The organism is Pararhodobacter sp. (assembly GCF_036802785.1).
Taxonomy (GTDB): Bacteria; Pseudomonadota; Alphaproteobacteria; order Rhodobacterales; family Rhodobacteraceae; genus Pararhodobacter.
The window spans coordinates 94,669-120,695 of record NZ_DAIRVN010000004.1 but is presented as its reverse complement, the minus strand read 5'-3'; the positions used below and the strand labels follow the sequence as shown (position 1 = coordinate 120,695).

26 protein-coding genes are annotated in these 26,027 nt (G+C 64.2%); 6 read left to right on the top strand and 20 right to left on the bottom strand.

The window, feature by feature from the left end; all coding sequences use genetic code 11:
* Nucleotides 1-64 precede the first annotated feature (64 nt).
* From rpsB to V7Q53_RS03280, 11 genes are all read right to left on the bottom strand, one after another.
* Nucleotides 65-862, bottom strand: a complete 798-nt coding sequence (gene rpsB, locus V7Q53_RS03330) for a 30S ribosomal protein S2 (protein ID WP_333826959.1) — start codon at nt 860-862, stop codon at nt 65-67.
* Between the two features lie 213 nt (nt 863-1,075).
* A complete protein-coding gene (locus V7Q53_RS03325) occupies nt 1,076-1,852 on the bottom strand; it encodes an enoyl-CoA hydratase-related protein (RefSeq protein WP_333826958.1) in 777 nt (258 codons plus the stop codon).
* A gap of 71 nt (nt 1,853-1,923) precedes the next feature.
* Nucleotides 1,924-2,379: a cytochrome c-type biogenesis protein gene (locus V7Q53_RS03320; protein ID WP_333826957.1), complete on the bottom strand. Its 456-nt coding sequence runs from the start codon at nt 2,377-2,379 to the stop codon at nt 1,924-1,926.
* A 4-nt stretch (nt 2,380-2,383) separates the two neighbouring features.
* Complete coding sequence (locus V7Q53_RS03315; RefSeq protein WP_333826956.1) at nt 2,384-4,357, bottom strand: heme lyase CcmF/NrfE family subunit; 1,974 nt, start codon at nt 4,355-4,357, stop codon at nt 2,384-2,386.
* Between the two features lie 78 nt (nt 4,358-4,435).
* Nucleotides 4,436-4,993, bottom strand: a complete 558-nt coding sequence (locus V7Q53_RS03310; RefSeq protein ID WP_333826955.1) for a holin family protein — start codon at nt 4,991-4,993, stop codon at nt 4,436-4,438.
* Complete coding sequence (locus V7Q53_RS03305) at nt 4,984-5,595, bottom strand: holin-associated N-acetylmuramidase (protein WP_333826954.1); 612 nt, start codon at nt 5,593-5,595, stop codon at nt 4,984-4,986. Before V7Q53_RS03305 ends, V7Q53_RS03310 begins: the two co-directional genes overlap by 10 nt.
* A 53-nt stretch (nt 5,596-5,648) precedes the next feature.
* On the bottom strand, nt 5,649-6,137 hold the full coding sequence (gene ccmE, locus V7Q53_RS03300; protein ID WP_333826953.1) for a cytochrome c maturation protein CcmE: 489 nt from the start codon (nt 6,135-6,137) through the stop codon (nt 5,649-5,651).
* Nucleotides 6,138-6,143: 6 nt separating this feature from the next.
* On the bottom strand, nt 6,144-7,172 hold the full coding sequence (gene argC / locus V7Q53_RS03295; protein WP_333826952.1) for an N-acetyl-gamma-glutamyl-phosphate reductase: 1,029 nt from the start codon (nt 7,170-7,172) through the stop codon (nt 6,144-6,146).
* Between the two features lie 128 nt (nt 7,173-7,300).
* Nucleotides 7,301-8,113: a glutamate racemase gene (locus V7Q53_RS03290; protein WP_333826951.1), complete on the bottom strand. Its 813-nt coding sequence runs from the start codon at nt 8,111-8,113 to the stop codon at nt 7,301-7,303.
* The gene (locus tag V7Q53_RS03285; protein ID WP_333826950.1) at nt 8,055-9,023 is read right to left on the bottom strand and encodes a lysophospholipid acyltransferase family protein; all 969 of its coding nucleotides are present in this window, start codon (nt 9,021-9,023) and stop codon (nt 8,055-8,057) included. The genes V7Q53_RS03290 and V7Q53_RS03285 overlap by 59 nt, the downstream gene beginning before the upstream one ends.
* Nucleotides 9,024-9,089: 66 nt before the next feature.
* A complete protein-coding gene (locus tag V7Q53_RS03280; RefSeq protein WP_333826949.1) occupies nt 9,090-12,506 on the bottom strand; it encodes an indolepyruvate ferredoxin oxidoreductase family protein in 3,417 nt (1,138 codons plus the stop codon).
* A 159-nt stretch (nt 12,507-12,665) separates the two neighbouring features.
* Between V7Q53_RS03280 and V7Q53_RS03275 the strand changes: the two genes are divergently transcribed.
* From V7Q53_RS03275 to grxD, 4 genes are all read left to right on the top strand, one after another.
* Complete coding sequence (locus V7Q53_RS03275; protein WP_333826948.1) at nt 12,666-13,565, top strand: LysR family transcriptional regulator; 900 nt, start codon at nt 12,666-12,668, stop codon at nt 13,563-13,565.
* A gap of 353 nt (nt 13,566-13,918) precedes the next feature.
* Nucleotides 13,919-16,099 (top strand): phosphoribosylformylglycinamidine synthase subunit PurL, encoded by a 2,181-nt coding sequence (gene purL / locus V7Q53_RS03270; RefSeq protein WP_333826947.1) that lies wholly within the window; start codon nt 13,919-13,921, stop codon nt 16,097-16,099.
* A 126-nt stretch (nt 16,100-16,225) separates the two neighbouring features.
* Entirely contained in the window at nt 16,226-16,468 is a 243-nt protein-coding gene (locus V7Q53_RS03265) for a BolA/IbaG family iron-sulfur metabolism protein (protein WP_333826946.1), read from the top strand.
* A gap of 154 nt (nt 16,469-16,622) precedes the next feature.
* Nucleotides 16,623-16,982 (top strand): Grx4 family monothiol glutaredoxin, encoded by a 360-nt coding sequence (gene grxD / locus V7Q53_RS03260; RefSeq protein WP_333826945.1) that lies wholly within the window; start codon nt 16,623-16,625, stop codon nt 16,980-16,982.
* 194 nt (nt 16,983-17,176) lie between these two features.
* Here the strand turns inward: grxD and V7Q53_RS03255 are convergent, their stop codons facing one another.
* Together V7Q53_RS03255 and V7Q53_RS03250 are read right to left on the bottom strand one after the other, a co-directional pair.
* A complete protein-coding gene (locus tag V7Q53_RS03255; RefSeq protein ID WP_333826944.1) occupies nt 17,177-17,569 on the bottom strand; it encodes a cell division protein ZapA in 393 nt (130 codons plus the stop codon).
* Between the two features lie 10 nt (nt 17,570-17,579).
* A complete protein-coding gene (locus V7Q53_RS03250; protein WP_333826943.1) occupies nt 17,580-18,119 on the bottom strand; it encodes a hypothetical protein in 540 nt (179 codons plus the stop codon).
* Between the two features lie 204 nt (nt 18,120-18,323).
* On the opposite strand from V7Q53_RS03250, the gene tkt reads away from it, so the two are divergent.
* Nucleotides 18,324-20,336, top strand: a complete 2,013-nt coding sequence (gene tkt / locus V7Q53_RS03245; RefSeq protein WP_333826942.1) for a transketolase — start codon at nt 18,324-18,326, stop codon at nt 20,334-20,336.
* A gap of 193 nt (nt 20,337-20,529) precedes the next feature.
* Here the strand turns inward: tkt and V7Q53_RS03240 are convergent, their stop codons facing one another.
* The 3 genes from V7Q53_RS03240 to V7Q53_RS03230 form a co-directional block, all read right to left on the bottom strand.
* A complete protein-coding gene (locus V7Q53_RS03240; RefSeq protein WP_333826941.1) occupies nt 20,530-21,315 on the bottom strand; it encodes a hypothetical protein in 786 nt (261 codons plus the stop codon).
* 144 nt (nt 21,316-21,459) lie between these two features.
* Nucleotides 21,460-22,920 carry a TolC family outer membrane protein gene (locus tag V7Q53_RS03235; protein ID WP_333826940.1) on the bottom strand — a complete coding sequence of 487 codons (1,461 nt, stop codon included), beginning with the start codon at nt 22,918-22,920 and terminating at the stop codon, nt 21,460-21,462.
* A 106-nt stretch (nt 22,921-23,026) separates the two neighbouring features.
* The gene (locus V7Q53_RS03230; protein ID WP_333826939.1) at nt 23,027-23,680 is read right to left on the bottom strand and encodes a protein-L-isoaspartate O-methyltransferase family protein; all 654 of its coding nucleotides are present in this window, start codon (nt 23,678-23,680) and stop codon (nt 23,027-23,029) included.
* Between the two features lie 209 nt (nt 23,681-23,889).
* Here V7Q53_RS03230 and mscL point away from each other — a divergent pair, with 209 nt between their 5' ends.
* Nucleotides 23,890-24,279, top strand: a complete 390-nt coding sequence (gene mscL / locus V7Q53_RS03225; RefSeq protein WP_333826938.1) for a large-conductance mechanosensitive channel protein MscL — start codon at nt 23,890-23,892, stop codon at nt 24,277-24,279.
* 76 nt (nt 24,280-24,355) lie between these two features.
* Here the strand turns inward: mscL and V7Q53_RS03220 are convergent, their stop codons facing one another.
* From V7Q53_RS03220 to V7Q53_RS03205, 4 genes are all read right to left on the bottom strand, one after another.
* The gene (locus tag V7Q53_RS03220; RefSeq protein ID WP_333826937.1) at nt 24,356-24,715 is read right to left on the bottom strand and encodes a hypothetical protein; all 360 of its coding nucleotides are present in this window, start codon (nt 24,713-24,715) and stop codon (nt 24,356-24,358) included.
* A 109-nt stretch (nt 24,716-24,824) separates the two neighbouring features.
* The gene (locus V7Q53_RS03215; protein ID WP_333826936.1) at nt 24,825-25,250 is read right to left on the bottom strand and encodes a Na+/H+ antiporter subunit G; all 426 of its coding nucleotides are present in this window, start codon (nt 25,248-25,250) and stop codon (nt 24,825-24,827) included.
* A gap of 12 nt (nt 25,251-25,262) precedes the next feature.
* Nucleotides 25,263-25,532 (bottom strand): K+/H+ antiporter subunit F, encoded by a 270-nt coding sequence (locus V7Q53_RS03210; protein WP_333826935.1) that lies wholly within the window; start codon nt 25,530-25,532, stop codon nt 25,263-25,265.
* Entirely contained in the window at nt 25,529-26,026 is a 498-nt protein-coding gene (locus V7Q53_RS03205) for a Na+/H+ antiporter subunit E (RefSeq protein WP_333826934.1), read from the bottom strand. The genes V7Q53_RS03210 and V7Q53_RS03205 overlap by 4 nt, the downstream gene beginning before the upstream one ends.
* Between the last annotated feature and the right edge of the window lies 1 nt (nt 26,027).

The following is a 26,027-nucleotide window of genomic DNA, read 5'->3' as shown; positions in this document are numbered from 1 at the left end:
ATCTGGTGGGGTTCGGGCAGGGGGTTACCCCTGCCCGGTGTCATTGCGATGACAGGCGCGGGCCTCAGGCCTGAGCGGGCTCCTGCGCGGTGTCAGCGGCGGGGGCTTCTTCGGCCAGCGTCTCTTCGACCGGGGCTTCTTCCATCGCGCCGATATCCACGCCAGCGGCGCCCAGCTGCGCCGACATGCCGTCAAGGGCTGCACGGCTCACCAGATCGCAATAGAGCGAGATGGCGCGCGCGGCGTCGTCATTGCCCGGGATGATGTAGTCAACGCCATCGGGCGAGCAGTTGGTATCGACCACGGCCACAACCGGAATGCCCAGTTTCTTGGCTTCGAGAATCGCCAGATCTTCCTTGTTCACGTCGATGACGAACAGCAGGTCAGGCAGGCTGCCCATGTCGCGGATACCGCCCAGCGAGGCCTGCAGTTTGGTCTGCTCACGCTCCATACCCAGACGCTCTTTCTTGGTCAGGCCTTCGGCGCCGCGTTCCATCAGCTCGTCGATCTGCTTCAGACGCTGGATCGACTGGGAAACGGTTTTCCAGTTGGTCAGCGTGCCGCCCAGCCAGCGGTGGTTCATGTAGTACTGGGCGCATTTTTCAGCGGCCTCGGCGATCGGCTTGGCAGCCTGACGCTTGGTGCCGACGAACAGAACCCGGCCACCCTTGGCGACGGTTTCGCGCACCGCATTCAGCGCCGCGTCCAGCATCGGGACGGTCTGCGTCAGATCGATGATGTGGATGCCGTTGCGGTCCCCATAGATGAAGGGGCCCATGCGGGGGTTCCAGCGCTGGGTCTGGTGGCCGTAGTGAACGCCAGCTTCAAGAAGCTGACGCAGATTGAAATCGGGAAGCGCCATAATCGTGTTCCTTTCCGGTTTTGCGCCTGAGCGGGGCATCAGGGCATGTGCCCCAACCGGTGGACCTGACAGGATGTCTCCCTGCCCGGCCCGGCCCCGCCTGTGAAGTGTGCGCCCCTTAACCCGTTCGCGCGGCAGGCGCAAGGGGGATGGCAGGGGCGTGCAGGGCGCAGGGCCGGGTCAGGGCCGGTTCGGCCGGGCTTTCAGGAGGGCTTAGCGGCCCTCGAACTTTGCCGGGCGCTTTTCAAGGAAGGCCATCACCCCTTCGCGGAAATCGCGCGATTTGCCGCATTCGCCCTGCAGATCGGCCTCAAGCGACAATTGCTGGTCCAGATCATTGGAAAGGCTTTCGCGCAGCGCCCGCTTGATCGCGCCATAGGCCAGCGTGGGGCCGTTGGCCAGTTGCGCCGCGCGGCGCTTCCATTCAGCGCCAAAAGCCTCATCGGGCACCGAGGCCCAGATCATGCCCATGCCCGCCGCCTCATCCGCCGTGACCTTTTCGGCAAACAGCGCCTGCCCCATGGCACGGGCAAAGCCCACCTGACGCGGCAGCCAGTAGGTGCCGCCCGCATCCGGGATCAGCCCGATCCGGCTGAAGGCCTGCAGGAACACTGCCGATTGCGTGGCAATCACCACATCCGCCGCCAGCGCCAGATTGGCCCCTGCCCCGGCCGCCGCGCCATTGACCGCCGAGATCACCGGCAGCGGGCAATCATAGATCGCGCGCAGCATCGGCTCGTATTCCTCGCGCAGGATGCGCCCCAGATCCAGATCATCGACCGAGGCGCCGTCGCCAAGATCCTGCCCTGAACAAAACGCCCGCCCCTCGCCGGTCAGCACCAGCACCCGCGCGCGTTTCGACAGATCCTGCACCGCATGCAGGATTTCGGCGCGCATCTGCGCATTGAGCGCGTTCATCAGCGTGGGCCGGTTGAGGGATATGGTGCCGACGCCTTCGGCCTCGGTGACGATCAATGTGCTGTAGTGCATGGTTTCCTCGCTCCGGTTTCCGGCGCGATCATAGACATGCGCGCGGCGACAGGCAAAGCAGGAACCTCACGTCATTGCTTGAGGATCTCGTTCAGACGCGCCTTTTCGGCCTCGGTCAGCGGTGCCTCTGGCCGGGCGCGGCGGCGCGTAGCCATGACGGCCACCCCCAGCCCCAGCAACAGCAGGACCGGCCCAGAAACCCACAAGATCAGGTTCACCCCGTCGCGCTGCGGGCTCAGCAGCACATACTCACCGTAGCGGTCCACCAGATACTGCACCGCCTCCGCGTCAGTATCGCCCGCCACCAGCCGCTCACGCAGGATGATGCGCATGTCGCGCGCAAGGTCAGCATTCGATTCGTCGATGCTCTCGTTGCGGCAGACAACACAGCGCAGCCCGGTGGAAAGGGCGCGCGCACGGGCCTCCAGCGCCGGGTCTTCCAGCACCTCGTCGGGCTGAACGGCCCAGGCGGGCGGCGCCATCACCGGCATGGCCAGCAGCATCAGCAGGATCAGGAGAATACGCATCCGCTCACTCCGCCGGGGTGGCACCGACCGGGGCGCGCCGCGCCCCCGCCGCCACCCGGAACCGGCGGTCGGACAGCGAGATGAACCCGCCAAGCGCCATCAGGATGCAGCCGCCCCAAAGCCAGTTGGCAAAGGGTTTGATATAGGTGCGCAGCGCCCAGCCGCCGCCATCCTGCGGGTCACCCAGCGCCAGATAGATATCGCGGAAAAAGCCGTAGTCGATCGCGGCCTCGGTCGTGGGCATGCCCGCAGCCGGATAGACGCGCTTCTCTGGCGTCAGTTGCGCCACCATCCGCCCGTCACGGGTGACATCCACAAACCCCATGGTCGAGATATAATTCGGCCCCTCCACCCGCTGCACATCGGTCAGAACCAGCGTATAGCCCTCATGCTCAAAGCTCTGGCCGATATGGGCCACGCGGATATCCTCGGTCTCCCAGCCCAGCAGGGCGGCGACGGCGAAGATGGTCACGCCCAGCCCGGCATGCGCCGTGGCCTTGCCCCAGTCGGCGCGCGGCAACCGCGCCATCCGCCTCAGGCGCTCAGGGGCGCGCCCGCGCCCGGCGCGTTGCCACAGATCGGCCAAGGCCCCGACTACCACCCAGACACCCAGCACTACACCAATCGGCGCCATGATGGAGCCACCCGTTTGCATTACCCAGACAAGCGCGCCCGCCGCAACCGCCAGCACGGCAACACCCCACATGCTGCGCGCGGCCTTCAGCACATTGCCCCGCTTCCACGGCAGCACCGCACCCACCGGCAGCACCACGGCCAGCGCCACCATGAACGGCGTGAAGGCGGCGTTGAAGAACGGCGGGCCGACTGACAGCACCCGGTCAAAGAACATCTCGGCCACCAGCGGCCACATCGTGCCCACGAACACCACAAAGCTGGAAACCGCCAGCAGCACATTGTTGAGCAGCAGGGCCGATTCGCGGCTGACGGTGGCGAAAACCCCCTTGGCCTCCATCGCCGCGCCGCGCAGGGCAAAGAGGGTCAGCGCGCCGCCCATGAAGAAGGCAAAGATCATCAGAATGAACACCCCGCGTTCGGGGTCCGAGGCAAAGGCATGGACCGAGGTCAGCAGGCCCGAGCGCACGATAAACGTGCCCATCAGCGAGAAGCCGAAGCCCAGAATGGCCAGCAGCACTGTCCATGCCTTCAGTGTTTCGCGCTTTTCCACCACGATGGAGGAATGCAGCAACGCGGTGGCGAACAGCCATGGCATGAAACTGGCGTTCTCAACCGGGTCCCAGAACCAGAACCCGCCCCAGCCCAGCTCATAATACGCCCACCATGAGCCAAGCGCGATGCCGATGGTCAGGAATACCCAGGCCGCCAGCGTCCATGGCCGCACCCAGCGGCCCCATGCGGCATCGACCCGGCCCTCGATCAGGGCGGCGACAGCGAAGGAAAACGCCATGCTCAGGCCCACATAGCCCAGATACAGAAACGGCGGGTGAAAGGCGAGGCCGGGGTCTTGCAGCAGCGGGTTCAGATCGCGCCCGTCAAAGGGCGGAAAACTCATGCGGGTGAAGGGGTTGGAGGTGAAAATCGTGAACGCCATGAAGGCCGCCCCGATCGAGCTTTGCACCGCCAGCACACGCGCCTGCAACGTCGCCGGAAGGTTGCCGCCGAACCAGGCGGCGCAGGCACCGAACAGCACCAGAATAAGCACCCAGAGCAGCAATGAGCCCTCATGGTTGCCCCAGACGCCGGAAATCTTGTAGATCAAGGGCTTGGCGGTGTGCGAATTGTCCACCACCAGCGCGACCGAGAAATCCGAGGTCACAAAGGCCCATGTCAGCGCCGCGAAGGACAGTGCGACCAGCGCGAATTGCGCGCTGGCCATGGGGTGGGCGGCGGCCATCCAGTCACCCCATCCCTTGTAGGCACCGACAAGCGGCACCACCGACTGGATGAGCGATATGGCAAAGGCCAGGATGAGGGCGTAATGTCCGAGTTCTACGATCATACCCGCATCTATACCCGCTTCCTGCGGCGCGGCAAAGCGGAACCGGAGGGCCGGCCTGCGGCCTTCCGGCGCATTCGCTCACGGGTCGCGGGTAGCCTCGGCCTGCGCGGTGCGGGCACGCCACTCGGCCAGTGCGGGGTTGTCGGCCAGTGCGGCGCTGTCGGGCGTGGGCTGCGCATTCCCGGGCTGGGCGGTGACGGGTAGCACAGGCGCCCCAACAGGCCGTGTCACCCGCAGATGATGCGCCTCGCGCGCGCCGAAATAGAACGCCACCACAGCCCCCAGCAGCCACCAAAGCGGCTCCGGCACCTCGGCCAGCCCGCGCATGCGCAGCGCAAACCCCTCCGGATCAGCCATCGCATAGATGAACAGCGCCAGCGTTCCCAGCGCCAGCAGCGGGCGCGGCAGACGGTTGAGGCCGTTGACAAAAGCATCGAACCACCCGGCCCGGCCATGGGCAAACTCAGCCGTATGGCTGGAATGCGCGGCCAGATAGGCGTCATGGCCCAGTTCCAGCGCACGCGTGGCGTTAGGGCGGAACACCTCGGCCACGCTGCTCACGCTCTGCCCCAGCGCCGCCACCCCTGCCCCGCCGCGCCCGAAAAGGGCGGTCATTCCTGCACGGATCAACCCCATGCTGCGGTCCTTTCCCGATGCTGCGCCAGTGTCAGATGATAGCGCGGCGCGATGAACTCCTCGGCCCGCACGATCCAGCCGCCTTTGCCACCGTCGCGGCGCCGGGCGTATTTGCGGCTGGCCGGGCGACCATCCGCCAGTGCGTAGTAGTAATCGCGCCGGGCGATGCCATAGGCATCCGCAATATGCGACGGCGCCGCAGCAGCGGCGGCATGCGCGGCGCGGATCGTCTGCGGACCGATGGCGCCATCCACCACAATATCCTGCCCCATCTGCACCAGAAGCCGCTGCAGAATGCGCACCGCGTTGCTGCCCGCGTTCACATACATGTCGAAAACCGAGGGTTGCAGCATTTCGGGCAGCGCGGCGATGCGCGGCCCCTCGAAGTAATGCCGGATGAAGATATCCACCGCCTGCGCGCGCGTCAGTGCACGGACATCGGCAGTATCGATCACACCATCGCCGTTCAGGTCCAGCCCCAGACGGCGCATGGTGTGGATGGTGATGCCGAAATTGGTGGCCCCGCCCGGATCATCGGGGTCATTCACATAGCCGCCCTCGCGGGCGACGATTTCCTCGGCCAACTGCCGCACATTCCGCATTCTGCCCTCCGGTCCCATGGATCGGGGGCAGAATGCTTAGCGAAAGGTTAAGGTCAGGAGTCGGCGGCGGTCGCCGTGTTCATATGCGGGTAAGCGCAGTCGTCGCGGGGGGCGTTTTCGGCGGCCATGGCATCGAGCGAGTTGGAAACCTCGCGCGGCATATAGGTCTCGTCATGCTTGGCGAGGATCTCATGGGCGACGAATACCCCCTCAACCAGACGGCCAATGGCGACAGTGCCCTCATTCTCGCCAAAGAGGTCGGGCAGAATACCGCGATAGCGCACTTCGACCGCGTTGCAGAAATCGGTCACGCGGAAGCTGATCTCCTCGCTCTGGCCGCGCCGGACAGAGCCTGCCTCGACCATGCCGCCCAGCCGGAACACCTCATTCGCGGTGGGCGGCTCGGCCAGAACCTGACTGGGCGAGCGGAAGAAATTGATCCCGTCGCGCATGGCATAGCCGATCAGCGCCGTTGACAGCGCCAGCGCCACAAAGGCGACGGTAATGATCTGGATACGGCGTTTCTTCTTCAGGCTCTTCATGTCACCTCACGGAAAAAGCGGTGGCGCCATCAACCCCTCCGCCTCATCAAATCCCATCATCAGGTTGGCGTTCTGAAGCGCCTGGCCGGACGAACCCTTTGTCAGGTTGTCCAGTACCGCCGCCACCATCGCCCTGCCGGGCTGCCGGTCACCAACCACGCCGATATGCACGAAATTGGAGCCGCGCACATCATGTGTCGAGGGGACTGTGCCAAAAGGAAGCAGGTGAAGAAATGATTCAGCGCAATAACGCTCCGCCAACACGTCATATATTTTCCGCGCATCGCCCTTCAGCCAGGCGGTGGCCAGAATGCCCCGGTTCATCGGCAGCAGATGCGGCGTGAACTGGATCTGCACGGGGCGGCCGGCGGCGAGGCTGAACTCCTGATCAAACTCACCCAGATGCCGGTGGGTGCTGCCCACGGCATAGGGCTGCGCCCCCTCGGAAAGCTCGGCATGCAGCAGGTTCTCCTTGAGCGCGCGCCCTGCCCCGGACACACCGCATTTCAGATCGAGGATGATATCGTCAATGTCGATCACCCCGGCCTCGATCAGCGGGCGCAGCATGTATTGTCCCGTCGCGGCATTGCAGCCGGTCCCCGCCACCAGCCGCGCATCCCTGATCGCATCGCGGTAAAACTCGGTCAGGCCATAGACCGCCTCTTTCTGGATTTCGGGCGCGGCATGGGGTTTGCCATACCACTTTTCATAGGCTGCCGGGTCACGCAGCCGGAAATCGGCCGACAGATCGACAATGCGCAGATCGCGCGGCAGGGTGGCGATCACGGCCTGACTGGTGGCATGGGGCAATGCGCAAAAAGCCAGATCAATGCCCGCGAAATCCACATCCTCGATGCGCACCAGATCCGGCAGCGCCATATGCCGCAGGAAGGGAAAGACCGAGGCCATGCTCTGCCCCGCCTTGCGCTCGCCGGTCAGGGCAACGATCTCGAAGCCGGGATGGGTGGCGATCAGCCGGATCAGTTCGGCGCCGGTGTATCCCGAAGCACCAAGAATGGCGATTTTCTTTTTCATGTCAATCTCTTATGGTCATTTGTTCAGATACATTCCGGTCGCCGCTTGCGCGCGACGGAAGCCTCCGGCGGGCGTATTTGGGGCAAGATGAATGCGCATCCCGCCAGTGCCCGGGATCAGGGCGCGCCTCAGATCGGGCGGAAATCGATTTTTCGTCGCAGGAACCATGTGGCCTTGTGGCTGACGGCGATGGGGTCGCCGGTCGTCAGATTCAGGCTTTGCCTGCCCGGCCCGCGCATATCCGGATGCCGGGTAAGGTAATCCTCAAGGCTGGCGGCGACCAGTTCAGGCTGAGAATAGACCGCGACATCGGGGCCGAGGGCCGCGCGGAACGCCTCTTCCATCAGCGGGTAATGGGTGCAGCCCAGCACCGCAGCCTCAGGCCGGGGCATGCGACGCTTGAGTGCCGAGACATGGGAATGCACCAGCGCCTCCGCCAGAATCATGTCGCCCTCCTCGATGGCATCGACCACCCCGCCGCAGGGCTGGGCCTCGACATCGACACCGATCGCGCGGAAAGCCAGTTCGCGCTGGAAGGCGCGGCTTTGAACCGTGGCGGGCGTGGCAAAGAGCGCGACATGTTTCACCGCCACTTCGCGCGGCGGGGAGTTGTCGCCCCATTGCCGCTCGGTCAGCGCCTCGATCAGCGGAACAAAGACCCCCAGCACGCGCTTGCCCTCGGGCACCCGGGCCTCCTGCATGCGGCGCAGGGCGGCGGCGGAGGCGGTGTTGCAGGCCAGTATCACCAGATCGCAGCCCTCCGCCCAGAGGCGTTCGACACCCGCGCAGGTCAGAGCATAGATGTCATCGGCATCGCGCACACCGTAAGGCGCGTGGGCGTTGTCGCCGTAATAAACGAAGGGAAGATCGGGCAGGCGCTTTTCAAGAGCCGACAGAACCGTCAGCCCGCCGAGCCCCGAATCGAAGACGCCAACTGCCATGTTCCTGCCCCGCCTGCCTGTGCTGCACCTCAAACTCATACCCCAGCCGGGCAGGATCCAAGGCTTCCGGCGACAATTCATATGTCTTGCGGCGCAGGAAATCCATCATCTGTTTGGTATCCGCGCCGAAATGTGACAGGGCCGCAGGCGGGATCGGTGCGCCGAAGGCCAGCCGGACGGGGCGGCCGACGCGGGCTTTGAACTCGCGCACCAGAAGGGCCATGCGCAGGGTGGGGTTCAGATGGCTGGCAAGCTGGAACAGATTTGAATTCTGCCCCTCGAACCAGACCGGCACCACCGTGGCGCTGGATTTGGCGATCATCCGGGCGGTGAAGCCGCGCCATACCGGGTCCATCGGGCGGCCAAAGGGGCGCGGCGCGGTTGAGACGGTGCCGCCGGGAAAGATGCCCACCGCGCCGCCCTTGCGCAAAAAGTCGATGGCAGCGGCGCGGGTTGCGAGATTGAGTGCGGTCGCCGCGCGGTCGCCATCAAAGCTGACCGGCAGAATCACCCGGCCCAGCACCTCCGAGCGGCGGAAGACCTGATGCGCCAGCAGCCGGAAATCACCCCGCACCCCGCTCAGGATATGCCCCAGCGCCAGCCCGTCCAGAATGCCATAGGGATGGTTCGCCACCACCACCAGCGGCCCCTGCGCCGGAATGTCATCAAGCCCGCCGCGCATCACATCCAGCCGCAGCCCGTAGCGGTCCATCATGACGCGCCAGAAATCGCCGCCGCGTTCCAGCTCCGCCTCATAGCCCGCCGCGCGGCGGATCAGGCCGATGCGCCCGGTGGCATTTTCCACCGTGCGGATAAAGGCCTGCCCGCGCCGGGAGCGCGCTGAGGAAGCATAGCTGATCTCGCGCGCGATGGCGGTTTGTGAGGGGGTCTGCGTCAGGGCAAGGGCCATGGAGGGGCTCCGTTTGCAACATGTCCCCAAGCCCTAACGCGGGATTGTATCAGCCTTGCGACAACCTCATTCGGCAGCCATCGGCAAGGGTGCGCCGGGCGTGGCGATGGCGGAAAGCAGCTCATCGCGGCGCTTGGCGGCGGCCTTGGCGTTGGCCTCTTTCACCGGGCCGAAGCCACGGATGGAAAGCGGCAGCAGCGCCAGTTCCAGCACGATATCACGGTTTTCCGCCGTCACTTTCGGCAGAAGCGCCGCCATATCCGCTTCATACTGGGTGATCAGCGCCCGCTCCATACGGCGCTCGGCGAAATGGCCGAAGGGGTCGAACGGGGTGCCGCGCAGGCCCTTGAGGCGGGCGAGCAGTCTGAAGCCATGCACCATCCACGGCCCGAAACGGCGCTTCTTCGGGCGCCCGTCCGGCCCGGTGCCGCTAAGGATCGGCGGGGCGAGGTGAAAGGCGGGGGTGAAATCACCGTCAAACGCGGCGCGCGCCTTGTCCAGCGTGTCAAGATGCAGGCGGGCAACCTCGTATTCATCCTTGTAAGCCAAGAGCTTATGATAGCCCTTTGCCACCGCCAGCCGCAGCGCCTGATCGTCAATCGCCGCGACGAAGCGGCGGTAGCGATCGGCCAGCGCCGGGTTTTGATAGGCGACCAGATGCGCGGCGCGGAATTCAACCGGATCAACGGGTTGCGTGCTCTCGGCCTGCGGATGCAGCAGCGCGCGCGCCTCGGTCTGGTGCAGCACCGCCCAGCGACCGATTTCGAAGGCACGCAGATTGCCCTCGACCGAGGCCTTGTTCAGCGTGATCGCCTCGCGGATCGCTTCAAGCGAGACCGGGATCAGGCCCATCTGCCACGCGCCGCCAAAGATCATCATGTTGGAATAGATCGCATCGCCCAACAGAAGTCGCGCCAGTTCCGAGGCATCGAACAGCGCCAGCCGGTCACGCAACCGCGCCTCAAGCGAGACACGCAACTCTTTGGCAGGCAATCGGAATTCGATGTTTCGGGTGAATTCTCCGGTGATGATCTCATGGGCATTGACCACCGCGCCGGTCTGGCCGGTGCGCATCAGCCCCAGCGTTTTCGCGCCTGCTGTCACCACCAGATCGCCGCCGATCACACAATGCGCTTCACCAACGGCGACGCGTACCGCGCTGATATCAGAAGGTTTCTCGGCAATCCGGCAATGAATATGCACCGCGCCGCCCTTCTGCGCCAGCCCCGCCATCTCCATCATGCCGGCGCCTTTGCCATCGACATGCGCTGCCATGGCCAGAATGGCACCCACGGTCACCACGCCGGTGCCGCCGACGCCGGTAATCACCACGTTATGCGTGCCGTCGATCACCGGCAGCTGGGGCAGCGGCAGGTCTGGCAGTTCCAGCGCGCGGGTGGCCGCCTTGCGCGGGGTCGCGCCCGAAAGCGTGACAAAGGAGGGGCAGAAGCCCTTGAGACAACTGAAATCCTTGTTGCAGCTTGACTGGTCGATGGCGCGCTTGCGGCCCAGTTCGGTCTCAACCGGTACGATGGAAACGCAGTTGGACTGCACCCCGCAATCGCCGCAGCCTTCGCAGACATCGGCGTTGATGAAGACCCGCTGGTCAGGGTCCGGGAACTGGCCACGCTTGCGGCGGCGACGTTTCTCGGCGGCGCAGGTCTGGGCGTAAACAATGACGGAGACGCCCTTGATTTTGCTGAACCTTTCCTGAACCTCCATCAGTGCGGCGCGCTCATGCTTTTCAATGCCGGAGGGGAACAGCGAAAAGTCCGGCAGCTCCTTCTCGTCATAGACCAGCGCGACATGTTCAACGCCCATCGCCTTGATTTCACGCACAATCCGGTCAGCGGTCAGCCCGCCCTCGTTGGTTTGTCCGCCGGTCATGGCGACGGCATCGTTGAACAGGATCTTGTAGGTGATCGTGGTGCCCGCAGCCAGCGCGGCGCGGATCGCCTGGATCCCTGAATGGTTATAGGTTCCATCGCCAAGGTTTTGAAAAACATGCTCTCTTTTGGAAAACAGCGCCTCGCCGATCCAGTTCGCGCCCTCACCGCCCATATGGGTAAAGCCCAGCGTTTCGCGGTCCATCCACTGCACCATGTAATGGCAGCCGATCCCGGCATAAGCGCGCGAGCCCTCCGGCAGGCGGGTGGAGGAGTTGTGCGGGCAGCCTGAGCAGAACCACGGCAGCCGCGCCGCCAGTTCGGGGCTGTTCTCGGCGCGCCGGGCCTCGGTCAGGCTTTCAAGCCCGTTGCGCAACCTTTCGGTATCACGCCCCTCCTCCAGAAAGATCGCGCCCAGCTTTTCGGCAATCATCACCGGGTCCAGCGCATAGCGCGTCGGAAACAGTTCAAGCTGGCGGCCATGTTCCCAGGTGTCGCCCTTGTACCAGCCATAGACGCGCCGCCCCCGGCGGTCATCGAAAATGGCCTCCTTGACCTGCACCTCGATCAGCTTGCGCTTTTCCTCGATGACGATGATCAGATCCAGCCCTTCGGCAAATTCGTGGAAGCTTTGCATATCCAGCGGCCATGTCTGGCCCACCTTGTAGGTGGTGATGCCCAGCCGCGCGCATTCAACCTCGTCCAGCCCCAGAAGCCCCAGCGCATGGACCAGATCCAGCCAGTTCTTGCCCGCCGCCACCAGCCCGATCTTGGCGCCCGGCGCGCCCCAGACGCGCTTGTCCATCCGGTTGGCGCGCGAGAATGCCTCGGCAGCGAAGCGCTTGTAGTCGATCATCCGCGCCTCCTGTGCCACGGGCGTATCGGCGAGGCGGATGTTCAGCCCGCCTTCGGGCATTTTGAAATCGGGGGTGACAAACTGCAGCCGGTGCGGGTTGCCATCGACCACAGCGGTGGCCTCGACCGTGTCCTTCATGGTCTTCAGCCCCACCCAGAGGCCGGAAAAACGGCTGAGCGCATAGGCGTAATGGCCGTAATCCAGTATCTCCTGCACCCCGGCGGGGGAAACGATGGGCATATAGGCATCGACCATCGCCCAGTCCGACTGATGCAGCACGGTGGAGGATTCGCCCGTGTGATCGTCGCCCATGGCCATGATCACGCCGCCATGCGGAGACGTGCCCGCCATATTGGCGTGTTTCATCACATCACCCGTGCGGTCCACGCCCGGGCCCTTGCCATACCAAAGGCCGAACACCCCGTCGAACCGCCCCTCGCCGCGCAGTTCCGCCTGCTGGCTGCCCCAGATCGCGGTGGCGGCAAGGTCTTCGTTCAACCCCTCCTGAAACCTGATCTGCGCCGCTGCCAACAGCGGTCTGGCGCGCGCCATCTGCATGTCCACCGCGCCCAGGGGTGAACCCCGGTAGCCCGAAACATAGCCCGCCGTGTTCAGCCCCGCTGCCTTGTCGCGCGCGGCCTGCGCCAGCATCAGCCGCACCAGCGCCTGTGTGCCGTTCAGCAGAACCGTCGGTTTCGTCAGATCGAACCGGTCATTCAGGCTGATTGTTTGCGTACCCATGAGCACCTCCCCTGCAAATGGTTGCGTTCAGGGGAGTATAGGTCAAAATTGCTGACCTTTGAAGCGATTTTGCAAAATCTTTACTTTCTCCCTACCCATTTGTCGCATACTAGACCCCTCGACGCCTTCGGGCAGCCTCAGACGCAAAGATATGTCGCCATGGATTGGGACAAACTCAGAATCTTTCATGCGGTCGCCGATGCCGGCAGCCTGACCCATGCCGGGGATGCGCTGGGACTCAGCCAGTCTGCCGTCAGCCGCCAGATTCGCGCGCTGGAGGAGGGGTTGGGCACCACGCTGTTTCACCGCCATGCGCGCGGGCTGATTCTGACCGAACAGGGCGAGCTTCTGTTCGAGGCCACGCGCCGGATGACCAAGAACCTTGAAACCGCCTCTGCGCGCATCCGCGACAGCGAGGATGAGGTTTACGGCGAGCTGCGGGTCACCACGACCACCGCTTTCGGCACGCTCTGGCTGGCCCCGCGCCTGCCCACGCTCTATTCGCGCTACCCTGATCTGAAAATCGACCTCATGCTGGAAGAGCGGGTTCTTGATCTGCCGATGCGTGAGGCCGATGTGGCAATCCGCATGAAGGAACCCAGTCAGGCAGACCTGATCCGCAAGCGGTTGATGGGGGTCAAGATGCGCCTCTATGCAACACCTGAATACCTGCGGGCGAATGGCGTGCCCGAGACGCTGGAAGATATGGTGAATTTCCGCCTGCTGTGTCAGAGCGCGACTGCCGCGCAGGTCTCCGCCGGCGCGGCGATGACGCGGGAATTGCTGACCTATCCGATCCGTTCCACCTTCACGGTGAACAACTATTTCGGTGTCTTGCAGGCGGTGCTGGCCAATCTGGGTATCGGCCTTCTGCCTGACTACCTGACCGAAGATTTTCCCACGCTGATGCGGGTTCTGCCAGAGATCGAAAGCGCCGATGTGCCGGTGTTTCTGGCCTATCCGGAAGAGTTGCGCCATTCCAAGCGTATCGCCGCTTTCCGGGATTTCGTGCTGGAAGAAGTGATCGCCTATCGCCGCAACCGCTCGGCCCTCGGCTGAGGCCGCGCGGCCCCGCTTCCACTCTGTCCGTTTCACCGGCCCCGGCGCAGCATTGCGGCGGGGTTTTTCGTGCAACCTTCGGGTGAGGCATACCTGCAACGCATAGCGGATATGATGCAAACGCAGCGTGGATATTCTTGCGCATGTGCAATGATTCGCAGTATCAGGTCCGGGAAGATACATGGTTATCCCTTGTATCTTTTACCTCCCTGTTGGACTTGGGCCGAGCATCTGCTCGGCCTTTTTTTTGGCCATCCGCCGCCGCAGGCCACGCCGGGCCCGCTTGGCCCTTTCCCTTCACCCGCGCTTGCCCTAATGAGGCCCCCAACAGGCTTTTCGCGTGGGACATTGTCATGACCGAACCCGAAATCACCCCCGAGCTGATCGCCGCGCATGGCCTCAAGCCAGACGAATATGCGCGCATCCTCGATATCATAGGCCGCGAACCCAGCTTCACTGAACTGGGCATCTTTTCGGCGATGTGGAACGAGCATTGCTCGTACAAATCATCCAAGCGATGGCTGCGCACCCTGCCCACCACCGGCCCGCAGGTCATCTGCGGCCCCGGTGAGAATGCGGGCGTGGTCGATATCGGGCCTGATGCCAAGGGCAACCGGCAGGCGCTGATCTTCAAGATGGAAAGCCACAACCACCCCTCGTATATCGAGCCCCATCAGGGCGCCGCGACGGGTGTGGGCGGCATTCTGCGCGATGTCTTCACCATGGGCGCGCGCCCCATTGCCGCGATGAACGCGCTTTCTTTCGGCGAGCCCTCGCACCCCAAGACCGCGCATCTGGTCAAGGGCGTGGTCGAAGGTATCGGCAGCTATGGCAACTGCTTTGGCGTACCCAATGTCGGCGGCGAGGTGCGGTTTCATGCGGCCTATAACGGCAATTGTCTGGTGAATGCCTTCGCCGCCGGTCTGGCCGATGCCGACGCCATCTTCTATTCCGCCGCTTCCGGCGTCGGCATGCCCGTGGTCTATCTGGGTGCCAAGACGGGCCGTGACGGCGTCGGCGGGGCCACCATGGCCTCGGCTGAATTTGATGATACGATCGAGGAAAAACGCCCCACCGTGCAGGTCGGTGACCCGTTCACCGAGAAACGCCTGCTGGAGGCCTGCCTTGAACTGATGGCCTCGGGCGCGGTGATCTCCATTCAGGACATGGGCGCGGCTGGCCTGACCTGTTCGGCGGTCGAGATGGGCGACAAGGGCAAACTGGGCATCCGCCTTGACCTTGACCGCGTGCCCTGCCGCGAAGAGGGCATGACCGCCTATGAAATGATGCTCTCGGAAAGCCAGGAGCGCATGCTCATGGTCCTCAACCCGTCGATGGAAGACGCGGCGCGCGCGATTTTCGCCAAATGGGATCTGGATTTCGCGCTGGTCGGCGAAACCATCCCCGAAGACCGTTTCCTGATCGTGCATGGCAATGAAACCAAGGCCGATCTGCCGCTTTCCAAACTGTCCTCCGAGGCGCCCGAATATGACCGCCCCTGGGTGGAGACCCCGGCCGCCGCGCCGCTTGGCCCGGTTCCCGGCGTGGACCCGATTGACGCGCTCAAGGCGCTGATCACCAGCCCGAATTACGCGCACAAGGGCTGGGTATGGGAGCAGTATGATCACATGGTCATGGGCGATACCGTGCGCGTGCCCGGCCTTGGCGCGGGTGTGGTGCGGGTGCACGGCACCGACAAGGCCATTGCCTTCACCTCGGATGTGACGCCGCGCTATGTGCGCGCCAACCCCTATCAGGGCGGCATGCAGGCGGTGGCTGAGGCCTATCGCAACCTGACCGCTGTGGGCGCCCGCCCGCTGGCATCGACCGACAACCTGAACTTCGGCAACCCCGAAAAGCCCGAAATCATGGGCCAGCTTGTGGGGGCGATCAAAGGCATCGGCGCGGCCTGTGAGGCGCTGGACATGCCCATCGTCTCAGGCAATGTCTCGCTTTACAATGAAACCGATGGCCAGCCCATCCTGCCCACGCCGACCATCGGCGCGGTGGGGTTGCTGGAACACCTTGATGAGATGATCGCGGGGCAGCCGCAGCAGGGCGATTACGCGCTGGTGATCGGCGAGACGCGCGGCCATCTCGGCCAGTCCGCGCTTCTGGCTGAGGTCTTCAACCGCGAAGAAGGGGATGCGCCCCCCGTCGATCTGGCGGCCGAAAAGCGCAACGGCGAATTCCTGCGCGCCAACCGCAGCCTGATCAATGCCGCGACCGATCTGTCTGATGGCGGACTGGCCCTGGCGGCGTTCGAGATGGCTGAGGGCGCGGGGCTGGGCCTGACGCTGGACAGCAACGACACCCCCACCCTTTTCGGTGAGGATCAGGCTCGCTATCTGGTGGCCTGCGGTTTCGATCAGGCCGAGCGGCTGATGATCGCGGCTGGTCAGGCGGGCGTCACCCTGCATTCGGTGGGGCGGTTCGGCGGCGAGACCCTGCGGATCGGCACCAGCGAAGCCCCGCTCGCCACCCTCTCCGCGCTCTACCGCAGCGCCTTTGTTCAGGCCACCGGCGTGGCATGAGCCTGCGCCGGCCCGCCTGCCGCTGAGTATCGTCTGCCTGCGGTGCGGCCATAACACCGCAGCGGCTGCGCTTGATTTACCCGGCAGGCAGGATTACTTTCATTCAGAACGGTCAAAGGACGAATGATGGCCATAACGGCAGAGCAACTTGAAACCCTTCTGCGCGAAAGCTTTCCGCAGGGCAAGATCACCATCACCGACCTTGCGGGCGATGGAAATCACTATGCGGCAGAGGTCATTGATGACAGCTTCCGCGGGCTGAACCGGGTGCAACAGCAGCGTGCCGTCTATGCCGCGCTCAAGGGCAAGATGGACGGCAATCACGGCGAACTTCACGCGCTGGCACTGACCACCAAGGCGCCCGAATAATGCTTTTCGCGCTTCTCGGGCTCATTGTGCTGGTGGCCATCGTGCTGACGATCAGCCGTGCTCGCCCTGATGACCACGATGATGATGATGACAACACGCCGGGCGGGCGCCGCAGAATCCGCATTCCGGTACGAACAAATGACAGAGGACCACGATGAGCGCTTTGGAACAGATCCGCGAAACGATCGAAAAGAACGATGTGGTGCTTTACATGAAGGGCACCAAGACCATGCCGCAATGCGGCTTCTCCTCGCGGGTGGCGGGGGTGCTGAACTTCATGGGGGTCGATTTCACCGATGTGAATGTGCTGGCCGATGAAGGTGTGCGCTCGGGGATCAAGGAATTCTCGGACTGGCCGACCATCCCGCAGCTCTACGTCAAGGGCGAGTTTGTCGGCGGCTGCGACATCATCACCGAGATGACGCTTTCGGGCGAGCTGGACCAGCTGTTTGAGGCCAAGGGCGTCGCCTATGACAAGGACGCCGCTGAAAAGATCCGCGAAGCCAACGCCTGAACGGCGGGTTTTGCGAAAAGAATACCCCCGGTCGCCTTGACCGGGGGTTTTTTCATGTCCTGTTTTCCGTCCATCGCGTTGCAAGCGCCTTTTCAAGGCGCTTCCCACCCGGATGTGGCAGCGGTGCGCGCCACAGGGCAATCCGGCAAGGATCCACCCTGCCCCGGCATCGCCCGCCAACTCCTGCCTGCGGCTCAGGCGCGCTTTTCCTCGATCTGCTCGGCCAGTGCCTCGGACCGGGCGGCGAGTTCGGCCATCGATTCCAGCACGTCATTGGGAATCACCGGGACCTCCACCCGCGCCGGTTCAGGCCGTGGCGCCGTGCGCAGGCGTTCGATTTCGGTGCGCGCGCCCTCCAGCTCCTGCTCCAGTACGCGCAGCCGGTCTTCAGCACCGGCGGTCTTGTCGGCCAGCATCAGCCCCGCCATCAGCAGCATGCGCGACTCCGGCAACCGGCCGATCTGTTCCATCAGTGCGCGCGCTTCGGTGTCCAGCATCTTTGCCGCCGCGTGCAGGAAATGCTCTTCGCCTTCCTGACAGGCAACCTCGAAGGGCTTGCCGCCGATGGTGATGGTCTCTTCGGGCATCAGATCCTCCTCAGGCGCTACGGTTGTCGGCAGCCAGAAGCGGCTTCAGTTCCGCCAGTATTTCTTCCATCTCGGCCATCTCGGCGCGCCGCTCAGCCTGCAGCGCCTCCAGCTCAGCGGAAATGGAGCGGTTCACCAGCGTTGTATCGGGGAACCCTTCGGCCTGCGCCTCGCGCAGGGCCGCGTTCGATTCCATCAGCCGGGCATTGGCCTTCTTCAGGCGCAGCATCTCAAGGCTTTGCAGATCAAGCTGCTCGGTCAGCCGGGCCAGCCGGCGCTCAAGCTGGGCTATGGTGGTTTCCTGCCGCTGCTTGACCTGATGCACCCGCTCGCTCAGCTGGGCATTGGCGGCGCGCTCTTTCTCCAGCGCCTCGCGCAGGGTTTCCACCGTGGCGCGCGCCTCGGCCTCGGCGGCATCAGGCTTTGTACTCCGCCCGAAAAGCGCCCCCTTGGCCGCAGGCGCGGCGCGGGGCGTATCGCTGTCGATCCGGCGGGCGATCCGGTCAAGGGCGGCCGAGATGCGGCGCTCATAGGCGGCAATGTCGCTCAACGTGAACCCTCCATATCAGGCGGCGCAGAACCGGAAGCAGCGCGAATCATGCGCGGCGCCCGGACAGCGCGATTTGCGCCTAGCTTACGGCGATTAACGGGCCTTTCCAACCAATGGCTTGCACGATGCGCGCAACCCCGCGCTTGAACTTGGAACCAAGCCTGTTATGACGCCTGCAACGCTGCCATGAGAAGGATAGTCGCCTTGGACATCGCCACGCTTCGCGCGCAAGCGCCTGACCACTGGAACAAGGCCTGCGCCATCCGCGTGCTGGCCCTTGATGCGGTTGCGGCCGCAAATTCGGGCCATTCCGGCATGCCGATGGGCATGGCCGATGTCGCCACGGTGCTGTTTCAGAACCACCTGAAATTTGACGCCACCAACCCCGACTGGCCGGACCGCGACCGCTTCATCCTGTCGGCGGGCCATGGATCGATGCTGCTTTACGCGCTGCTTCACCTGACCGGCTATGCAGACATGACGCTGGAACAGCTCAAAAATTTCCGCCAGTGGGGCGCGATCACGGCGGGCCACCCGGAATACGGCCATGCCAAGGGCATTGAGACAACCACCGGCCCGCTGGGGCAAGGCATCGCCAATGCCGTGGGCTTTGCCATGGCCGAGGAATCCTTGCGCGCGCGCTGGGGTTCCAAGGTGCAGGACCATTACACCTGGGTCATCGCCGGTGACGGCTGCCTGATGGAAGGCATCAGTCAGGAGGCAATCGGCCTGGCAGGCAAGCATCAGCTGTCGCGGCTGATCGTGCTGTGGGATGACAATGGCATCACCATCGACGGGCGGGTTGACCTGTCCTGCGTCACTGATCAGAAGGCGCGTTTCGCGGCCTCGGGCTGGGATGTGTTTGAATGTGACGGCCATGACCCGGCTGATATCGACCGCGCACTGAGTGCCGCCAAGGCCTCGCCCCGCCCCGCCATGGTGGCCTGCAAGACACATATCGCGCTCGGTTCCTCGGCGCAGGATACGTCCAAGGGCCATGGCGCGCTGACCGATGCCAAGCTGATCGCCGACACCCGCGCCGTCTATGGCTGGGAACATGGGCCGTTTGTCATCCCGGCGGAAATCAAGGCAGCGTGGGAGGCGATCGGCACACGTGGCGTGGAAGCGCGCAAGGAATGGGAGACGCGGCTGGCGTCGCTGTCGCCCGCCAAACAGGCCGAGTTCAAGCGCATTTTTGCCCGCGACGTGCCCGCCAAACTGGGCGTTGCCATCCGCAAGCTGAAGAAGGAAGCGGTTGAAACACAAGCCAAACTCGCCACCCGCGCGGCAAGCGAGATGGTGCTGAAGGCCGTCAACCCGGTGCTGGGCGAAACCATCGGTGGCTCGGCTGACCTGACGGGCTCGAACAACACCAAAACCGCTGATCTGGGCACGTTTGAGCCCGGCAACCGCAAGGGCCGTTACGTCTATTACGGCATCCGCGAGCATGGCATGGCAGCGGCGATGAACGGGATGGCGCTGCATGGCGGCGTGCGCCCCTATTCGGGCACCTTCATGTGCTTCACCGACTATGCCCGCCCTGCGATGCGGCTGTCAGCACTGATGGGTATCCCGGTTGTCTATGTCATGACCCATGACAGCATCGGGCTGGGCGAAGACGGCCCCACCCACCAGCCGGTTGAGCATCTGGCAATCTCGCGCGCAACGCCCAATACGCTGGTCTTCCGCCCCGCCGACCTGACCGAGACCGCCGAGGCATGGGAAATCGCGCTGAACCAGAAAACCATGCCTTCGGTTCTGTCGCTCAGCCGCCAGAACCTGCCCGCGGTGCGCAAGGCCAATACGGCGCGCAACCTGTCGGCGCAGGGTGCCTATGTGCTGGCCGAGGCCGATGGCAAACGGCAGGTGATCCTGATCGCCACCGGTTCCGAGATGGAGATCGCGCTGAAAGCGCGTGATCTGCTGCAGGCCAACGGGATCGGCACGCGCGTGGTGTCCATGCCCTGTATGGAGCTGTTCGCGCAACAGGAAGAATCCTATCGCAAGCGCGTCCTGCCCGCCGGGCCGGTGCGCGTGGGGGTTGAGGCGGCGGTACGGGCAGGTGGCTGGGATCGCTGGTTGCTGGGCGAGCGGGCGAAGAAATCGGCCTTCGTGGGCATGGAGGGCTTCGGCGCTTCGGCGCCGGCGCCTGAGCTGTACCAGCAGTTCGGCATCACCGCTGAAAATGTGGCGGCACAGGCAAGCGCGCTTCTGTAAAGCCGTGCGAAGGGGGCGCGGTTTCAAAACCGCGCCCCAGGCACTTTTCCCGCCTGTCGCATAGGGTGTGCCCGGTCAGGCGATGTACGACTAAGCCCTGAAAACGCCCGGACGAACGCGATAATCCAACCGCGTTCAGGCCGTTCCTGACAGCGTTTCATCCGGCACAAAGCGCCTTCAACCTCGGAAAAACTCAGATCAGGTCGCGCGAGTCCAGCGCTTTGGCGATTTCGCTGCGCACCAGCTTGCGCACCTGAAGGGTGATCCGCTCGCCCAGCTGCCCCTGCAATTCCTCGCGCACGATCTGTGCCACCAGAATCCGCAGTGTCGCCTCGTCGATTACCGTTTCAAAAATGTCATCCTCATCCGGATCGACCTCTGTCATGGCAGCCGGCGCTGGTGTGGGGTCAGGCAGGGTCTGGGCTGCGGGCTTTGCGCCAGCCGCCTCCGGCACCGGATTGCGCACAAAGCTGGGGGTGACATATAGCGCCGTCACATTGGACGTGGCAGCGCCCTCCGTCCCGTCCGGCTCAAACACCGAACCGCTGGCGGAAACGGCGGCCTCCAGCTCGGCAATCGTGGCTTCCAGCCTGCGGAAATCAGGGGCCGGGGGCAGCGCGGCTGCGGGCGGTTTGACCGGGGCCTGAGGAATGTTGCCAACAATGCCCGCGCCATCCGTGACCACACCCTTGGTTTCTGCGCCCTTGGTGTTCAGGCCCGTCGTATCCTGCGGTTCCGCCTCCTGCCGAACGACAGCTTGCGGGGAAACATCGGGCCTGGCCCCATCCGCCGGGCTGCTGTCGCCTGCCGCGTCGATCCGCTGTGCCTGCGTCAGAATGAGGCGCCCGCCATCGCTCTTGACGTCACCTTTCGCGGGTGCGGCTTGCGCCCCCTCGGCCCGGTGCACATCCTGCCCGACCAGCCGCCGGACGGAGGTCAGAACATCTTCGATCTCGCGATTGGTCAATGCGTCCGACATGCCCGCCACCTCTGATTTGTTTTTTCAACAGGATAGCGCCAAGACGGCTTGAAAACAACCGCCTTGACCGGCAGCACCCGTCAGACCGGCGGCAACAAACCGGTTCGCAATCCCATGGCAGAGGGGGCGCGCGCCCTCGCCGCCTCAGGGGCCCTGATTGGCCCCCGGCGCGCGGCTCATGATGCGGTCAAGCCGCTGGCCCTGCTCTGAGGGAGCAGCGCGTGTGGCGGGTTGCACGGGCCGGGCGGCATTGCCGCCCCAGCGGGTGAAACCTGCGGAATAGGCTTCGACATCATAAGTCGGAATGCCGAGGTTCAGCGCCTCCACCGTCAGCTGCCCCATCGCCTCCAGCAGCGCATAGCTGGCCAGCTGCACCGAGGCCGAGGCCATGATCCGGTTTGACTGCGCATCCAGCAGTTCCTGCTCGGCATTGAGCACATCCAGCGTGGTGCGGGAGCCGAACTCGGCCTCGGCGCGAACGGCCTCATAGGCGGTGCGTGCGGCGGAAATCTGCGTATCGCTGGCCGCAAGCTGCGCGCGCGCCACCGCAAGCTGCGCCCAGTTTTCCGACACGGCCTGATGCACCAGCGCAACCGTCTGATGCAGGTTGGAGCGCTGCGCATCCTGCCGCGCAATCGACTGGCGCTCGCCCGAGATGACGGCGCCACCGCTGTAGATCGGCACCCCCCAGGTAACCGAGGCGGTCAGGTCGCTGGTATTGCCGCCGGGCGCGGCCACCGCCCCGGCTGAAAGCGACCCCGTCACCGAGCCGAACCGCTGAAGCCCCGCGATTTCAACCAGCAGATCGGCTGCCGCCACCTGATGCTGGGCCTGAACGATCGCCGGATGGTTGCGCCGCCCGGCATCCAGCGCGGCCTGCAGGCTTGCAGGCAGGCGCGGCAGGCTTGGCGCGGCGGTCAGGTTGCCGGGATACATGCCCACATTGAGGTTGAATTCCTCGCGCGCGACGTTGAAATTGCCCTCGGCGGCAGAGAGCGCCGATTGCGCGCCCGCCAGCCGCGCCTCGGCGATGGCGACATCGGTCCGGGTGGAATCACCCAGCTCGAAGCGCTCGCGTGCCGCGCGCAGTTCCTGCCGGATCAGTTCATTGTTGCTGCGCCGCAGGGTGACCGTGTCACGGGTGCTGACCACATTGAGATAGCTCTGCACCGCCTGCAACAGCACACCCTGCTCCACCGCGATCAGCCCGGCACGCGCCGAAAGCACCTGTTCGCGGGCATAGGCCACGCTCAGCCGTCCGCGCCCGAAATCAATCAGCGGCATCTCGGCGGCCAGCGAGAAGTTCATCTGGCGCGACGAGGTGGTATTGACGATCGACCCCACCCCCGGCGTGCTGGTTTCAATCCGGCGCCGGTTGGCCTGCGCGCCGGTAATGAAGCGGATGACCGGCAAAAGCTGCGCCTGCGCCTGCACCGCGTCTTCATCGGTGGCGCGCAGCAGCGCACGGTTCTGTTCCAGCAGGTTCGAGTTACGATAGGCGGCCACCAGCGTATCGGCGAGGGTCTGGGCCTGTGCCTGCCCGGGCCCGAAAACCGATATTGCCGCCGCCACCAGCACCACACCAAATGCAAGACGCATACGCATTCCAGACCTCCGACGCGCCACGGCGCTCATCATTCATCGCTGCACAGCCACCCAGACACGGCGCCGTCAGCCCTCCGCGTCCGCCAGTCAGGCAGAACCGCGCCGATCAGAGCGCAAACGCGCGCTCTTTCGCAAAACCGTCCAGTACCGGAGCGGCCGCGTTGAACGCGTCACGCCACCGTATAACCCCTTGACGCTTCACACCAATACGCACCACGCCAAGCGCGCGGTCCATGAAGATTGCCGCGGTGCGGCCCCCTTCCTTAAGCTGATCGGCCAGTGCCTCGGGGAATTGTTCAACCCCGCCCTGCACCACAATCACATCATAGGGCCCGTGGCGCGGCGCGCCTTCGGCGGGCATCAGGCGTTCAACCACGACATTGCTGGCGCCCACGGCCTCCAGCGCTGCCTCGGCGTCATCCGCCAGCGATTCGATGGGTTCCACCGCGATCACCGCCTCGGCCAGTTGCGCCATCACCGCGCTGGAATAGCCCAGCCCGGCCCCCAGATCGAGCACCAGTTCATTGGCGCGCAGATCCAGCGCATCCAGCATCTTGGCAAGGGTCCGCGCCTCCAGCAGCACACGTCCCGGCGCAATCTCCAGCGTCTCGCCGACATAGGCCGCTTCCATCATCGATGCCGGCACGAATTGTTCGCGCGGAATGGCAAGCATGGCCTCGATGATCGGAAACTTCGTGACGTCCGAGGGGCGCACCTGAGTGTCGACCATCATGATGCGGCGGGCGGCGAAATCGGTCATCCTGGACGCTCGTATGGCTGAAGGGTTCGGCACTGTCTTGCCACAGGTTCAAGGGCCTTGGCAACCGTCCGCGGGCTGTCCGGGTGGCCCCGGGGCATTGTTGTGCAATATGTGAACAATTCACTTCGCGCCGGACGGGACGCGCGCTAGATTAGCTGCCTCCGGCATGGCGGGAATACGCCCCGGACAGTATGACAAGGGGATAGTGGATGATCAGAGAATTCAGGAATTTCATCGCGCGCGGCAATGTCATGGACATGGCGGTGGGCATCATCATCGGCGCGGCTTTCACAGCGATCGTCACGTCGCTGGTGGATGATCTGGTAAACCCGTTCATCGGCCTTTTTGTCGGCGGAGTCGATTTCAGCGCGCTCAGCGTCGGATGGGGCGAAGCGCAATTCATGTATGGAAATTTCATCAACGCGGTCATCAAGTTCCTGATCATTGCCTGGGTGGTGTTTCTGATGGTCAGGCTCATGAACCGCGTGAAAGAGGCCGCCATCCGCAAGGAGGTCGCCGCCGCCCCGCCGCCGCCGCCGCCCGGCCCCACGCAGGAAGAACTGCTGGCCGAAATCCGCGATCTGCTCCGGGTACGCTGAACAGCGCTGCGGTGGCCCGGCAACGCCCCGGGCCACCGCTTTTCGGCCATATGCCACAGCGCTCAGGCCACAGCGCTCAGGACAAAAAAAACGGATCGCGCGCGCGCCAGTGTTCGAGCAGGTCAACCACGTTGCGCCGCACGGCATCGTCACGCTCCAGCGTCATCACGTCGATGGCCAGCAGCGTTGCCATGCGCCACAGATCGGCGGCGGGTGTTTCAGGCTGAACGCTTTTCCCCAGTATCTCTTCCAGCCCGTTGGCGACGATCGCCAGCACCAGAACCGGCGACAAGGCCTGCGCCTGCGGGAAAAGCTGCGACATATGCTCGACCAGGGCGCGCACCGCCTCACGCGCCGTACCGCCCTCCGTCAGAAGCCGCTGCAACACGAACTCGCCAAGCGCATCAATGTCAGACGGGTGCAAAGCATGGGCCATCACGCAATCCTGCAAGGATATGGCGACCACAAGGGGCCAGACATGCCCTGACATTACAAACTATTAACGTATCGGTAACCAGCAGATCGAATACATGATTAACCGGTGCTTAACCGGCGGTGCCGGGCCCACCGGGGCCTGTTTCGGCCACGCCATCCGCCTTGCGCACACCCCGCGCCGGGGTCTCGGCGGCAAAGCCTGCCCATTCGGCATTTTTCGCGGGTTTCGGCAGCGTGTCCGGGCGTTCGCGCAGGTGCAGATGCACCTTGGCGATGAAATGCGCGACAATCGGTGCGGTGAGGAACAGGAACAGCGTGATCATCAGCTCATGCGCCGAAATCTGCCCTTCGCCTGCAAAGAAATACACCATCGACGCAACCAGAACCCCGCCAACCCCCAGGGTGGTGGCCTTGGTCGGCGCATGCAGGCGCGACATGGCATCCTTCAGCCGGATCAGCCCGAAAGAGCCGACAATGCCGAAAAACCCGCCGATAACCAGCAGAACCGAGATCGTGATTTCAGCCCAGAGTGCCATCAGCCCCCTCCCTTACTCGATGATCCCGCCGCGCAGCAGATAGCGGCAATAGGCCACGGTCGAAATGAAGCCGACCATGGCAAACAGCATCGAGGCCTCGAAATAGACCGTCGTGCCGCGCAGGATGCCATAGAGGATCAACAGCGCGATGGCGTTGATCACCATGGTGTCCAGCGCCAGAATCCGGTCGCTCAGCTCCGGCCCGGTCAGCACCCGGTAGAGGTTCATCAAAAGCGCCAGCCCATAGCAGGCAAAGGCGAAGATCAGCGCATAGGTGATCATTCGAAAATCTCCATCAGCCGGCGCTCATAGCGGCTTTTGATCTGATCGCGCACCGCATCGGGGTCAGGCGCGTGCAGGCAATGGACCAGAATGGCATGCCCGTCGGCCGACAGATCGCTGGAGACCGTGCCGGGCGTCATGGTGATGGTCCCGGCCAGAACCGTGATCGCCTCAGGCGTGCGCAGGTCCAGCGGTATGGTGACCCAGCCGGGGCGGCGGGCGGCGTCCGATTTGAAGAGGATGATCATCGCCACCTCGACATTGGCAATCACGATGTCCCAGAGCACCACCAGCAGATATTCGGCGATCATCAGCGGGTTGCGCAGGCGCGGCGCGTCAGGCCAGTAGGCGCGGGTCATGAGCGGGACCAGCAGGCCCAGAATGGCGCCGAACACCACCGCATTCAGCGTCAGCGTGTTGACCAGCAGCACCCAGACGATGAGCAGCACCACAGACAGCACCGGATGCGGGAAGACCTTGTGAAAGAGCGTCATC

Coding starts and splice junctions, on each gene's coding strand:
- rpsB (WP_333826959.1), bottom strand. CDS start 862: ATGGCGCTTCCCGATTTCAATCTGCGTCAGCTTCTTGAAGCTGGCGTT.
- V7Q53_RS03325 (WP_333826958.1), bottom strand. CDS start 1,852: ATGCACTACAGCACATTGATCGTCACCGAGGCCGAAGGCGTCGGCACC.
- V7Q53_RS03320 (WP_333826957.1), bottom strand. CDS start 2,379: ATGCGTATTCTCCTGATCCTGCTGATGCTGCTGGCCATGCCGGTGATG.
- V7Q53_RS03315 (WP_333826956.1), bottom strand. CDS start 4,357: ATGATCGTAGAACTCGGACATTACGCCCTCATCCTGGCCTTTGCCATA.
- V7Q53_RS03310 (WP_333826955.1), bottom strand. CDS start 4,993: ATGGGGTTGATCCGTGCAGGAATGACCGCCCTTTTCGGGCGCGGCGGG.
- V7Q53_RS03305 (WP_333826954.1), bottom strand. CDS start 5,595: ATGCGGAATGTGCGGCAGTTGGCCGAGGAAATCGTCGCCCGCGAGGGC.
- ccmE (WP_333826953.1), bottom strand. CDS start 6,137: ATGAAGAGCCTGAAGAAGAAACGCCGTATCCAGATCATTACCGTCGCC.
- argC (WP_333826952.1), bottom strand. CDS start 7,172: ATGAAAAAGAAAATCGCCATTCTTGGTGCTTCGGGATACACCGGCGCC.
- V7Q53_RS03290 (WP_333826951.1), bottom strand. CDS start 8,113: ATGGCAGTTGGCGTCTTCGATTCGGGGCTCGGCGGGCTGACGGTTCTG.
- V7Q53_RS03285 (WP_333826950.1), bottom strand. CDS start 9,023: ATGGCCCTTGCCCTGACGCAGACCCCCTCACAAACCGCCATCGCGCGC.
- V7Q53_RS03280 (WP_333826949.1), bottom strand. CDS start 12,506: ATGGGTACGCAAACAATCAGCCTGAATGACCGGTTCGATCTGACGAAA.
- V7Q53_RS03275 (WP_333826948.1), top strand. CDS start 12,666: ATGGATTGGGACAAACTCAGAATCTTTCATGCGGTCGCCGATGCCGGC.
- purL (WP_333826947.1), top strand. CDS start 13,919: ATGACCGAACCCGAAATCACCCCCGAGCTGATCGCCGCGCATGGCCTC.
- V7Q53_RS03265 (WP_333826946.1), top strand. CDS start 16,226: ATGGCCATAACGGCAGAGCAACTTGAAACCCTTCTGCGCGAAAGCTTT.
- grxD (WP_333826945.1), top strand. CDS start 16,623: ATGAGCGCTTTGGAACAGATCCGCGAAACGATCGAAAAGAACGATGTG.
- V7Q53_RS03255 (WP_333826944.1), bottom strand. CDS start 17,569: ATGCCCGAAGAGACCATCACCATCGGCGGCAAGCCCTTCGAGGTTGCC.
- V7Q53_RS03240 (WP_333826941.1), bottom strand. CDS start 21,315: ATGTCGGACGCATTGACCAATCGCGAGATCGAAGATGTTCTGACCTCC.
- V7Q53_RS03235 (WP_333826940.1), bottom strand. CDS start 22,920: ATGCGTATGCGTCTTGCATTTGGTGTGGTGCTGGTGGCGGCGGCAATA.
- V7Q53_RS03230 (WP_333826939.1), bottom strand. CDS start 23,680: ATGACCGATTTCGCCGCCCGCCGCATCATGATGGTCGACACTCAGGTG.
- mscL (WP_333826938.1), top strand. CDS start 23,890: ATGATCAGAGAATTCAGGAATTTCATCGCGCGCGGCAATGTCATGGAC.
- V7Q53_RS03220 (WP_333826937.1), bottom strand. CDS start 24,715: ATGGCCCATGCTTTGCACCCGTCTGACATTGATGCGCTTGGCGAGTTC.
- V7Q53_RS03215 (WP_333826936.1), bottom strand. CDS start 25,250: ATGGCACTCTGGGCTGAAATCACGATCTCGGTTCTGCTGGTTATCGGC.
- V7Q53_RS03210 (WP_333826935.1), bottom strand. CDS start 25,532: ATGATCACCTATGCGCTGATCTTCGCCTTTGCCTGCTATGGGCTGGCG.
- V7Q53_RS03205 (WP_333826934.1), bottom strand. CDS start 26,026: ATGACGCTCTTTCACAAGGTCTTCCCGCATCCGGTGCTGTCTGTGGTG.